The organism is Pseudomonas wadenswilerensis (assembly GCF_900497695.1).
In the GTDB taxonomy this organism is placed as follows: Bacteria; Pseudomonadota; Gammaproteobacteria; order Pseudomonadales; family Pseudomonadaceae; genus Aquipseudomonas; species Aquipseudomonas wadenswilerensis.
On record NZ_UIDD01000004.1, the window covers coordinates 382,784 to 395,086 of the forward strand.

The window sequence follows — 12,303 nt, forward strand, 5'->3', positions numbered from 1 at the left end:
CTGCCATGTTTTGCACCCTGGACCGGCCAGGCACAGGCCCTGGCCGAATATTGCTGGCACTGCTGTTGCTAGTCTCGCCGGCGCTGGCCCTGGCGCAAGAGCGCGTAATGACCCTGGAGTCGGCGCTGCAGGCGGCCCGCGACAACAACCCCGAGCTTGCCGCAGCGCGTTGGGGCATCGACATTGCCGAAGGCGAACGGCGCCAGGCCGGTGTGCTGCCCAACCCGGAACTGAGCTGGGAAGTGGAAGACACCCGCAAGGGCTCGCAGACCACCACCGTCGGCGTCAGCCAGCTGTTCGAGCTGGGTGGCAAGCGCGGTGCACGTCTGGACGTCGCCGGACGCGATGCCGAGCTTGCTGCGCTGGAGCTGGAGCGTCAGCGCAATGTATTGCGTGCCGAAGTCATCGGTGCGTTCCAGGCCGCAGCCCAGGCTCAGGAAGGTTTGCAGCTGGCCGAACAGTCGTTGCGCCTGAGCGAGCGAGCCTTGCAGGTGGTGCAAGGCCGGGTCCGGGCCGGCAGCGCATCGCCGGTCGAGGCAACCCGCGCCCAGGTGCAGCTGTCCGAGGTGCGCCTGGAGCAGGGCCGTGCCGAGCAGGCACTGACCATCGCCTACCAGCAGCTGGCGGCCGTGACCGGCGCGCCGATGGTGCAATTCAGCCGGGTCGACGGCGGCCTGGTCACAGACAACAGCATTCCCAGCCGCACGCTGTTGCTCGATCGCCTGGAGCAGACCGCCGATCTGCGTCTGGCCCGCCTGCAGATCGACCAGCGTGAAGCGGCCCTGGGCCTGGCCCGCAGTCAGCGCATCCCCGACCTGACCGTCAGCGTCGGCAGCCAGTACAGCGAAACCGACCGTGAGCGCATCAATGTGGTCGGGCTGTCCGTGCCGATTCCCTTGTTCGACCGCAACCAGGGCAACGTCCTCGCCGCCGCCCGGCGCGCCGACCAGGCCCGCGATCAGCGCAATGGCGCCGAACTGCGCCTGCGCAGCGAAGTGATCCAGGCCTTGACCCAGTGGAGCACGGCGGTCCAGGAGGTGCAGACCTTCGACCGCGCGATCCTGCCCTCGGCGCAGCAGGCGCTGGATGCCGCCACCCGCGGCTTCGAGCGCGGCAAGTTCGCCTTCCTCGATGTGCTCGATGCCCAGCGCACGCTGGTGGCGGCACGCCTGCAATACCTGCAGGCGCAGGCCCAGGGCAGCGAGGCGCGGGTTCGCCTGGAACGGATCTTTGGCGACCTGAGCCTCGCCAGTCGCTGAACGCGACCTTCACCCGACTATTTGCTGAGGAACCTGCATGAACAAGAAGTCCACCACGCTGCTGGTCGCGGCCTTGCTGCTCGGCCTGGGCCTGGGCGTGCTGCTGGCGCGCCAGGGCGGCCCGGTTGCCGCCGCCCCTGCATCCGCTCACGCCCATGCCGAAGGCGATCACGAGGAAGAAGAGCATGGCGAATCGGAAAAAGCCGAAGAAGGTCACGAAGAAGAGGGCGCACTGACCCTCAGCCAGGAGCAGATCGACCTGGCCGGTATCGAACTGGCCGCCGTTGGCCCGCGCCAACTGCAGCGCAGCCTGTCCCTGCCTGGCGAGATCCGTTTCGACGAAGACCGCACCGCGCACCTGGTACCGCGTGCTGGCGGGGTGGTCGAGTCAGTCGCCGTGGTGCTTGGCCAGAAGGTCAAGGCCGGCGACTTGCTGGCGGTCATCGCCAGCCCGCAGATCTCCGAGCAGCGCAGTGAACTGGCCGCCAGCCAGCGCCGCCTGGAACTCGCCCGCAGCAGCTACCAGCGCGAGAAGGACCTGTGGCAGGAGGGTATCTCCGCCGAGCAGGATTACCAGCAGGCCCGTCAGGTCCTGCAGGAAGCGGAAATCGCCCAGGCCAACGCCCGGCAGAAGATTAGCGCCCTGAGCGGCAGCGTGGTCCTGGCCGGCGGCAACCGTTACGAGCTGCGCGCACCCTTTGCCGGGCAGATCGTCGAGAAGCACCTGGTTCCGGGCGAGGTGGTCAACGAAACCAGCGCCGCCTTCACCCTCTCGGACCTGTCGCGGGTCTGGGCGACCTTCGGTGTGGCGCCCCGTGACCTGCCTAAAGTACGCGCCGGCATGCCGGTGACCATCGTCGCCAGTGAGCTGGGCGAGCAGGTTAGCGGTACGGTCACCCATGTGGGCAGCCTGCTCGGCGAGCAGACCCGTACCGCCGCTGTGCGGGTCACCCTCGACAACCCACGAGGCGCCTGGCGCCCCGGCCTGTTCGTCGCCGTGCAGGTGCCCACCGAGCAGTATTCCGCCGCCCTGAGCGTACCGGACCAGGCCCTGCAGACCCTGGAAGAGCAACCCACGGTGTTCGTGCGCACCACCGAAGGCTTCATCGCCCAGGCGGTTGAACCAGGCGCCAGTGCCAACGGCTTCGTCGAGATCCGCAAGGGCCTGCAGGCCGGCCAGCAAGTGGCGGCGCAGGGCAGCTTCATCCTCAAATCGGAGCTGGGCAAGGCCAGCGCCGAACACGCCCACTGACCGGGAACCTCACATGTTCGAACGCCTCATACAATTTGCCATCGAGCAGCGCCTGATGGTGCTGCTGGCAGTGCTGCTGATGGCCGGTCTGGGGGTTGCCAGCTATCAGAAGCTGCCGATCGATGCCGTGCCGGACATCACCAACGTCCAGGTGCAGATCAACACCCAGGCCGCGGGCTTTTCGCCGCTGGAAACCGAGCAACGCATCACCTTCGCCATCGAAACCGCGATGGCCGGCCTGCCGGGGCTGGAACAGACCCGTTCGCTGTCGCGTTCGGGGCTGTCGCAGGTGACGGTGATCTTCGAGGAGGGCACCGACCTGTTCTTCGCCCGGCAACTGGTCAACGAGCGCCTGCAGCAGGCGCGTGAACAATTGCCGGAAGGCGTTGAAGCGGCCATGGGCCCGATCTCGACCGGCCTTGGCGAGATCTTCCTGTGGACCGTCGAAGCTGCCGACGATGCGCGCAAGGCCGATGGCAGCCCCTACACGCCGACCGACCTGCGCGAGATCCAGGACTGGATCATCAAGCCGCAACTGCGCAATGTGCGTGGGGTGGCGGAGATCAACACCATCGGTGGTTTCGCCAAGGAGTATCAGATTGCGCCAGACCCCAAACGGCTGGCGTCCTATAAGCTGACCCTGGGCGACCTGCTCACCGCACTTGAGCGCAACAACGCCAACGTCGGTGCCGGCTACATCGAGCGTCGCGGCGAGCAGTTGTTGATTCGCGCACCGGGGCAACTGGCCGGCATCGATGACATCGCCAATATCGTCCTGGCCAACGTCGACGGCACGCCGATCCGTGTGCGCAACGTCGCCGAAGTCGGTATCGGGCGTGAACTGCGCAGCGGCGCGGCAACCGAGAACGGCCGCGAAGTGGTGTTGGGCACGGTGTTCATGCTGATCGGCGAGAACAGCCGCACGGTGTCCCAGGCGGTGGCGCAAAAGCTGGTGGAGATCAACCGCTCGCTGCCTGAAGGGGTGAGTGCGGTGACCGTCTACGACCGTACCAACCTGGTCGACAAGGCCATTGCCACGGTGAAGAAGAACCTGATCGAAGGCGCGATCCTGGTCATCGTCATTCTGTTCCTGTTCCTCGGCAACATTCGCGCAGCGCTGATCACCGCCATGGTCATTCCGCTGTCGATGCTGTTCACCTTCACCGGCATGTTCGGCAACAAGGTCAGTGCCAACCTGATGAGCCTGGGCGCGCTGGACTTCGGCATCATCGTCGATGGCGCGGTGGTGATTGTCGAAAATGCGATCAGGCGCCTGGCCCATGCCCAGCAGCATCACGGCCGCCTGTTGACCCGTTCCGAACGCCTGCACGAAGTGTTCAATGCCGCCCGCGAAGCACGCCGGCCGCTGATTTTCGGCCAGTTGATCATCATGGTGGTGTACCTGCCGATCTTTGCCCTGAGCGGGGTCGAGGGCAAGATGTTCCACCCGATGGCGTTTACCGTGGTGATCGCCTTGCTCGGTGCCATGCTGCTGTCGGTGACCTTCGTGCCAGCGGCCATTGCCCTGTTCGTGACCGGCAAGGTCAAGGAAGACGAGAACCTGTTGATGCGCAGCGCCAAGCGCGGCTATGCGCCGTTGCTCAAGTGGGTCATGGGCCATCGCCCGCTGGCGTTTTCCCTCGCCGCGCTCACCGTGCTGCTCTCGGGCGTGCTGGCCAGCCGCATGGGTAGCGAGTTCGTGCCGAGCCTGAGTGAGGGCGACTTTGCCCTGCAGGCCCTGCGCGTGCCCGGCACCAGCCTGAGCCAGTCGGTACAGTTGCAGCAGCGCCTGGAGCAGAGCGTGCTCAGTCAGGTGCCGGAAGTAGAGCGCGTATTCGCCCGCACCGGTACCGCCGAGATCGCCTCGGACCCGATGCCGCCGAACATTTCCGACAGCTATGTAATGCTCAAACCACAAGACCAGTGGCCCGACCCGAGCAAGAGTCGCGAACAGCTGATTGCCGACATCCAGCGCGCCAGCGCGCGGGTGCCGGGTAGTAACTATGAACTGTCGCAGCCGATCCAGTTGCGCTTCAACGAGCTGATCTCCGGGGTGCGCAGTGATGTCGCGGTGAAGGTTTTCGGTGATGACATGGCCGTGCTCAACAGCACCGCGGCGAAGATCGCCAGTACCTTGCAGGCGGTGCCGGGGGCGTCGGAGGTGAAGGTCGAGCAGACCTCGGGGTTGCCGGTGCTGACCATTGACGTCGACCGCGACAAAGCGGCGCGCTATGGCCTCAATGTCGGTGACGTGCAGGACACCATTGCCGTGGCCGTGGGCGGTCGCCAGGCCGGTACCCTGTATGAGGGGGATCGGCGCTTCGACATGGTGGTGCGCCTGTCCGACACCCTGCGCACCGATATCGACGGCCTGTCGCAGTTGCTGATACCGGTGCCGGCCAGCAGCGGCAGCGGTGGCCAGATCGGCTTTATCACCCTTGCGGATGTGGCCAGCCTGGACTTGGTGCAGGGCCCCAACCAGGTCAGCCGCGAGGACGGCAAGCGCCTGGTGGTGGTCAGCGCCAACGTGCGCGGCCGGGATATCGGCTCGTTCGTTGACGAGGCGGCGGCGCGCATCGATAGCCAGGTGAGCATCCCGGCCGGTTACTGGACCCGCTGGGGCGGCCAGTTCGAGCAGTTGCAGTCGGCGGCGCAGCGTCTGCAGGTGGTGGTGCCGGTGGCCTTGCTGCTGGTCTTTGGCCTGTTGTTCATGATGTTCAACAACCTCAAGGATGGGCTGCTGGTGTTCACCGGTATTCCCTTCGCCCTGACCGGCGGGGTGGTGGCCCTGTGGCTAAGGGATATCCCCCTGTCGATCTCGGCAGGCGTGGGTTTTATTGCCTTGTCCGGGGTCGCGGTGCTCAACGGTCTGGTGATGATTGCCTTTATCCGCGGCCTGCGCGAGCAGGGTCGTTCGCTGAATCAGGCCATCGACGAAGGCGCACTGACGCGCTTGCGGCCCGTGCTGATGACCGCGCTGGTCGCCTCCCTGGGCTTTATCCCCATGGCCCTGGCCACCGGCACCGGCGCCGAAGTGCAGCGGCCGCTGGCCACCGTGGTGATTGGCGGCATTCTCTCGTCCACGGCGCTGACCCTGCTGGTATTGCCCGCGTTGTATTACTGGGCTCACCGCAAAGACGAGGAAGAGGTCGTATCCGAGGTGACGAAACTGTAATTCGCCGCTCATCTTCGGGTTATTCAGCCCTTGTCAGGATACCCATGGCGCCCGCATTGCGGGCGCCTTGCGTATCTCTGCCAATAATCAGGAGTTGAAGATGGGGAATAAAACCACAGCCTGTTTTACCGGGGCCCTGGCCCTGGCCAGTTGCGCTACCGCCAATGCCGTCAGCCAGCCCGAGGGTGGCGGCTTTGTCGAAGACAGCAGCCTGACGGTGCTCAGCCGTAACTTCTATTTCAACCGCGACTACCGTAAAGGCGAACAGTCGCCCACCGGCAAGGCCGGCTACGCCGAAGCCTGGGCCCAGGCCTTTATCGCCCGTTTCGAGTCGGGTTATACCGAGGGCACCGTGGGTTTTGGCCTGGATGCCCACGCCATGCTCGCCCTCAAGCTCGACAGCGGCGATGGCCGCAGCGGCGGGCGCAGTTCGTTCGACATGCTGCCGGTGGACCGCAATGGCAATACCGCCAGCAACTTCAGCAAGCTGGGCGGCGCGATCAAGGCGCGCCTGTTCGATACCGAGCTGAAGTTTGGTGACGTGTTCCCGACCACCCCGGTGGTGCACTTCGGCGACTCGCGCCTGTTGCCGGAAAGTTTCACCGGCTGGACCCTGGAGAACACCAGCCTGGCAGGCCTGAAAGTCCAGGGCGGGCGCTTGCACGCCATGAGCCAGCCGCTGTCGAGCAACAACCGCGATGGCTTCGTGACCTTTTACGGCGGCCCCGTCGATTCGCCCTGGCTGGGCTATTTTGGCGGCGATTACCAGGCCAGCGACAACCTCAGCCTGAGCCTCTACAGCAGCCGTCTGAAGGACGCCTGGGATCAGTACTACGCCGGTGTCAGCTACAAGTACCCGATCACCGACGAGCTGACCGGCTTCACCAGCTTCAACTACTACAAGGCCAAGGATGAGGGCCAGCAATTGCTGGGCAAATTCGACAATGACATCTGGAGCGCCCGCGTCGGCGTGAGTTATGGCGCCCATACCCTGGCCCTGTCGCACCAGCGCAACCAGGGCGACAACGACTTTGACTACGTGCGCCAGTCCGACTCGATCTACCTCGACAACTCGATCCAGTACAGCGACTTCAACTCGCCGAAAGAACGCTCGTGGATGCTGCGCTACGACCTCGACATGACCGCTTATGGTGTGCCGGGCCTGTCGTTCATGAGCCGCTACGGGCGTGGTAGCGGCATCGATTATTCCGATGCCAATGGCGTGTACATGCGCCGCGATGCCGACGGCAACCCGCTGACCGGGCAGAAGCGCTGGGAGCGCGATATCGAGGCGAAGTACGTGGTGCAGTCCGGCAGCCTCAAGGATTTGTCGCTGCGCGTGCGTCAGGCCACGACCCGGGCCACGGCTTTCGAATCGGACCTGGATGAGGTGCGCCTGATTGTCGAGTACCCGCTGACCCTGCTGTAGGGCGAATCTTGCAGCACTGTAATGTCCGCCTCACCTTGGCGTTAGCTTGCCCTCCGTAAGATTGAACTGTCCTGAAATTCAATCACGAGGTGAGCAACATGAGCCTGAACAAGTATGTGCTGATGGCTGTATTGGCCCTGGGCAGTAGCGCGGCACTGGCCGAAGGCGGGGCGGAGCGTTCGAAGCAGTTCTGGGAAAACTTCCGCCTCAGCCAGGAACAGATTCACGGCAAGAAGGACCAGGCAGTGGCCAAGTCCGACGCGCAAAAACCTGACACGGCGAGCAGGCAGGTCGCCAAGGAGTAGCTCCATTCACCTTCGAAGCTCCCGCTCCAACGGAAAAGGTGAACTTTGGCGCCCTACACGGGCGCCTGTTTTACTTGCGTGCCACCAGCACGGCGCGCCGTGGTGCCGGCAGGCCTTCGATGGTGCGGCTGTGGTCGTCGGGGTCGAGGAAGTCGCTGAGCGACTGGTAGCGCATCCATTCGGTGCTGCGCTGTTCTTCGACGCTGGTGGTGCTGACGTCGACGCAACGCACATCGCTGAAACCGGCACGGCGCAACCAGCGCTCAAGGGCCGGCACCGACGGCAGGAACCAGACGTTACGCATTTGTGCGTAGCGATCTTCCGGCACCAGTACCTGATTTTCGTCGCCTTCGATCACCAGGGTTTCCAGCACCAGTTCACCGCCCTTGACCAGGCAGTCCTTGAGCGCCAGCAGGTGCTCGATGGGCGAGCGGCGATGGTAGAACACGCCCATGGAAAATACCGTGTCGAAGCCTTCGAGGTTGGCCGGCAGGTCTTCCAGGGCGAAGGGCAGGTGCCAGGCCGGTAGCTCCGGCAGGTAGCGCTGCACGGCCTGGAACTGGCAGAAGAACAGCCAGTTGGGGTCGACACCGATGACACTGTCGGCACCGGCACCAAGCATGCGCCACTGGTAGTAGCCGTTGCCGCAACCGACATCCAGTACCCGCTTGCCCTTGAGGTCCAGGTGCGGGGCAACCCGCGACCACTTCCAGTCCGAGCGCCACTCGGTATCGACATGCACGCCGAACAGATCGAACGGGCCCTTGCGCCACGGCGACAGGCCCATCAACGCCTGCTGCATGCGCGCACGGGAGTCGTCATCGCAGTCGCAATCCAGATTGAGGCCGTTTTGCAGGTCAATGCGCGTGGGCGTCAGCGCTGGCAGGGCATCCAGCGCAGCCTGCCAGCGTTCCAGGTCGCCATGACCCTTTTCCATCTTGGCGTCGAGTTGCGCTTGCAGGCCTTGTGCCCATTGCGCCAGGGGAGTGCCCGCCAAGCGGCGGACCAGGGGGGACAGATCAATCATGGCAGGGCAATCAACGAGGCAAAGTTAAGGCATTGGAACCAGGGCACGACTTTCGAGAATCCGGCCGCCAGCAGGCGTTCGCGGTGTTCTTCGAGGCTGTCGGGCTTCATCACGTTCTCGATGGCGCTGCGCTTCTGGGCGATTTCCAGTTCGCTGTAGCCATTGGCCCGCTTGAAGGCCACATGCAGGTCGGTGAGCAGCGCGTGTTCCTCATCGTCAACGAAACGCAGCTTCTCCGAGAGGATCAGCGCGCCGCCCGGCAGCAGCGACTGGCGGATGCGCGTGAGCAGTTCGAGGCGCTGTTCGGGGGCAATGAACTGCAGGGTGAAGTTCATCGCCACCACCGAGGCCGGCTGGAATTGCAGGGCGAGGATATCGCCTTCGATCACCTCGACCGGCAGCAGCTCCTGGCACATCGAGTCCTGGGCGTTGAGGTACTGCCGGCAGCGCTCGACCATGGCCGCCGAGTTGTCGATGGCAATCACCCGGCAACCCTCGCTGCGCACATGCCGGCGCAGGGCCTGGGTCACGGCACCGAGCGAGCTGCCCAGGTCGTACAGGGCCGTGTCGGGCTGGGCGAACTGGGCGGCAAGCACGCCGAGGTTCTCGACGATGGTCGGGTAACCGGGGACCGAACGCTTGATCATGTCCGGGAACACCCGCACCACGTCTTCGTTGAAGACGAAGTCGGGCACCTGGCCAAGGGGCTGGGCGAATAGGCGGTCGGGTTCTTTGCTCACGGGGGCAATCCAGGCGTTGGGCGGTAAAGGGCCGGCATTTTAGCCAAACTGGCGGCAGGATGCATGGCCCGCTGACCAGCGCGGCCTACTTCACCGTGATTGCGCAGTCGAAGGTCTGCACCGGACGCACTTCCGGGGCCCAGGGCTGCTGGTAGACCAGCAGCAGATGGCCTTCGCCAGCGGCCTGGGCCTGGAAGCGCCACACCGATTGCCCGGCGCTGCCGACCACGCCGGCGTCTTCCGGGTGGCTGTAGACCTCGGGGCCGAGGCTGCGCAGGATGCCGGTGGCTGGGTTTTGTACTAGCCAGCGATAACCGGTGCTGGGGTTGCTGGGCAGTGTCAGCGTGAGGTTCTGGCCCGTTTGCAGTTGCAGCGGGCAGTCGGCCTGTTTGTCCAGTTCGACGTTATGCACCGGTTTTTGTGCGCAGGCGGCAAGCAGGGCGAGGCTCAGGGGAACGAGCAGGCGGGCAGCAGTCATGAAAGCTCCGGATAGGCGACGATAGCGCAGCATAACCGAAGATGATCGCAGGGCAAGGGCCTGCATCGTCTGTGGGAGCGGGCTTGACCCGCGATGAGGCCGGTACAGCCAGCACTCCAGGTGAAGCCTGAATTGCGCCCGCTGCGCGCCCGATCGCGGGGCAAGCCCGCTCCCACATCTATGGTCCGGGGTTAGAACAGCACCTTCGCCACATCACTGAAGCGCTTGGCAAAGTGCACGCTCAAACCCTCCTTGAGGTACTCCGGCAACTCTTCGAAATCACCCCGGTTGGCTTCCGGCAGGATCAGCTCGAAGATCTTCTGCCGCCGCGCCGCAATGACCTTCTCGCGCACCCCGCCGATCGGCAGGACCTTGCCGGTCAGGGTCAGTTCGCCGGTCATGGCCACGCCTTTCTTCGGTGCCTGGTCACGGGCCAGCGACAGCAATGCACTGGCCATGGTCACCCCGGCGCTGGGGCCGTCCTTGGGCGTGGCACCTTCCGGTACGTGCAGGTGAATGTAGGCCTCATTGAAGAAGCTCGGATCACCGCCGTATTGCTTGAGGTTGGCACTGACATAGCTGTAGGCGATTTCGGCGGACTCTTTCATCACCTCACCCAGCTGACCGGTCAGTTTGAAGCCGCGATTGAGGGTGTGGATGCGTGTCGCCTCGATCGGCAGGGTGGCGCCGCCCATGCTGGTCCAGGCAAGGCCGGTGATCACGCCCTTGCCGGAGAGCACCTGTTCGCTGCGAAACACTGGCATGCCCAGCGATGCTTCAAGGTCCTTGGGGCCGATCTTGATCTTTTTCTCGGGATCTTCGAGCAGTTGCACGACCGCCTTGCGTACCAGCTTGCCCAGCTGCTTTTCCAGCTGGCGCACACCGGCTTCGCGGGCATAACCTTCGATCACCGTGCGCAGGGCGCTGTCGCTGATGCTCAGGCTGGTCTTGGCCACACCGGCTTTGTGCAATTGCTTGGGCCACAGGTGGCGCTTGGCGATGGCCAGTTTTTCTTCAGTGATGTAGCCGGACAGGCGAATCACTTCCATACGGTCGAGCAACGGCCCGGGGATCGAGTCGAGGGTGTTGGCGGTGCACACGAACAGCACCTTGGACAGGTCCAGGCGCAGGTCCAGGTAGTGGTCGAGGAAGTCGACGTTCTGCTCGGGGTCGAGGGTTTCCAGCAGCGCCGAGGCCGGGTCGCCCTGGTAGCTCTGGCCCATCTTGTCGATCTCGTCGAGCATGATCACCGGGTTCATAACCTCGACATCCTTGAGTGCCTGCACCAGCTTGCCCGGCTGGGCGCCGATGTAGGTGCGGCGGTGGCCCTTGATCTCGGCCTCGTCGCGCATGCCGCCGACGCTGAAGCGGTAGAACGGCCGGCCCAGGGATTCGGCGATGGACTTGCCGATGCTGGTCTTGCCGACGCCCGGCGGGCCTACCAGCAGCACGATGGAGCCGCTGATCTCGCCTTTGTAGGCACCCACGGCGAGGAACTCGAGGATGCGTTCCTTGATGTCATCGAGGCCGGCGTGATGCTGGTCGAGCACTTTGCGCGCGTGCTTGAGGTCGAGCTTGTCCTTGCCGTAGACACCCCAGGGCAGAGCGGTGGCCCAGTCCAGGTAGTTGCGTGTGACGGCGTATTCCGGCGAACCGGTTTCGAGGATCGACAGCTTGCCCAGCTCCTCGTCGATGCGCTTTTTCGCGGCGGCGGGCAGGGTCTTGCCTTGCAGGCGCTGCTCGAACTGTTCGATGTCCGCGCTGCGGTCGTCCTTGGTCAGGCCCAGCTCCTGCTGGATGACCTTGAGCTGCTCCTTGAGGAAGAACTCGCGCTGGTGCTCGCCGATCTGCCGGTTCACCTCGGCAGAGATCTCGTTCTGCAGGTGCGCGACTTCGACCTCCTTGCGCAGCATCGGCAGGACCTTTTCCATGCGCTTGAGCATGGGCACGCAGTCGAGCACTTCCTGCAACTGGTTGCCGGTGGCCGAGGTCAGCGCGGCGGCAAAGTCGGTCAGGGGCGACGGATCGTTGGGGCTGAAGCGGTTGAGGTAGTTCTTCAGCTCTTCGCTGTACAGCGGGTTGAGCGGCAGCAGCTCCTTGATCGCATTGATCAGGGCCATTCCGTAGGCCTTGACCTCGTCGGTCGGCTCGCTCGGTTGATGCGGGTACTCGACCTCGACCAGGTACGGCGGGCGATGGTGCTTGAGCCAGGTACGGATGCGCACCCGGGTCAGGCCCTGGGCGACGAACTGCAGTTTGCCGTTCTCGCGGCTGGCGTGGTGCACCTTGACCAGGGTGCCGTACAGCGGCAGGGCCGAGGTGTCGAAATGACGGTGGTCTTCTGGCGGCGTGTCCATGAAGAACAGGGCCAGGGAGTGATGTGGGGTCTTGGCTACCAGATCCAGGGTTTCGGCCCAGGGTTCTTCATTGACGATCACCGGCAATACTTGCGCGGGGAAGAACGGGCGGTTGTGGATCGGGATGATATAGACCTTGTCGGGTAACTGCTGGCCCGGCAAGGCGAGGTTATGGCCGCTGTGTTCGGAGGCTTCGAGATGTTCGACTTCGGCGTCTTCCTCGGGATGTTCCGGTAGATCCTGCTGATCGCTCATGGCGCACCTGCTCAATGACTATGGTG

At 64.3% G+C, this 12,303-nt stretch carries 9 protein-coding genes; 5 read left to right on the forward strand and 4 right to left on the reverse strand.

Going from position 1 to position 12,303, the window contains the following annotated elements:
• The first annotated feature begins 5 nt into the window (after positions 1–5).
• The 5 genes from CCOS864_RS06560 (at position 6) to CCOS864_RS06580 (ending at position 7,420) form a co-directional block, all read left to right on the forward strand.
• Positions 6–1,259: a TolC family protein gene (locus tag CCOS864_RS06560; RefSeq protein WP_115085576.1), complete on the forward strand. Its 1,254-nt coding sequence runs from the start codon at positions 6–8 to the stop codon at positions 1,257–1,259.
• A gap of 37 nt (positions 1,260–1,296) precedes the next feature.
• Complete coding sequence (locus CCOS864_RS06565) at positions 1,297–2,511, forward strand: efflux RND transporter periplasmic adaptor subunit (protein ID WP_115085577.1); 1,215 nt, start codon at positions 1,297–1,299, stop codon at positions 2,509–2,511.
• Positions 2,512–2,524: 13 nt separating this feature from the next.
• Positions 2,525–5,686, forward strand: a complete 3,162-nt coding sequence (locus tag CCOS864_RS06570) for a CusA/CzcA family heavy metal efflux RND transporter (RefSeq protein WP_115085578.1) — start codon at positions 2,525–2,527, stop codon at positions 5,684–5,686.
• Positions 5,687–5,786: 100 nt separating this feature from the next.
• Positions 5,787–7,115, forward strand: a complete 1,329-nt coding sequence (locus CCOS864_RS06575) for an OprD family porin (protein WP_115085579.1) — start codon at positions 5,787–5,789, stop codon at positions 7,113–7,115.
• Positions 7,116–7,213: 98 nt separating this feature from the next.
• Positions 7,214–7,420, forward strand: coding sequence for a hypothetical protein (locus CCOS864_RS06580; RefSeq protein ID WP_115085580.1), 207 nt, complete (start codon positions 7,214–7,216; stop codon positions 7,418–7,420).
• A 70-nt stretch (positions 7,421–7,490) separates the two neighbouring features.
• Here the strand turns inward: CCOS864_RS06580 and cmoB are convergent, their stop codons facing one another.
• The 4 genes from cmoB to lon form a co-directional block, all read right to left on the reverse strand.
• The gene (gene cmoB / locus CCOS864_RS06585) at positions 7,491–8,447 is read right to left on the reverse strand and encodes a tRNA 5-methoxyuridine(34)/uridine 5-oxyacetic acid(34) synthase CmoB (protein ID WP_115085581.1); all 957 of its coding nucleotides are present in this window, start codon (positions 8,445–8,447) and stop codon (positions 7,491–7,493) included.
• Positions 8,444–9,187, reverse strand: coding sequence for a carboxy-S-adenosyl-L-methionine synthase CmoA (cmoA, locus tag CCOS864_RS06590; RefSeq protein ID WP_115085582.1), 744 nt, complete (start codon positions 9,185–9,187; stop codon positions 8,444–8,446). Before cmoA ends, cmoB begins: the two co-directional genes overlap by 4 nt.
• 85 nt (positions 9,188–9,272) lie before the next feature.
• Complete coding sequence (locus CCOS864_RS06595; protein ID WP_115085583.1) at positions 9,273–9,665, reverse strand: protease inhibitor I42 family protein; 393 nt, start codon at positions 9,663–9,665, stop codon at positions 9,273–9,275.
• A 191-nt stretch (positions 9,666–9,856) separates the two neighbouring features.
• Positions 9,857–12,277, reverse strand: coding sequence for an endopeptidase La (gene lon / locus CCOS864_RS06600; RefSeq protein ID WP_115085584.1), 2,421 nt, complete (start codon positions 12,275–12,277; stop codon positions 9,857–9,859).
• Positions 12,278–12,303: the final 26 nt, after the last annotated feature.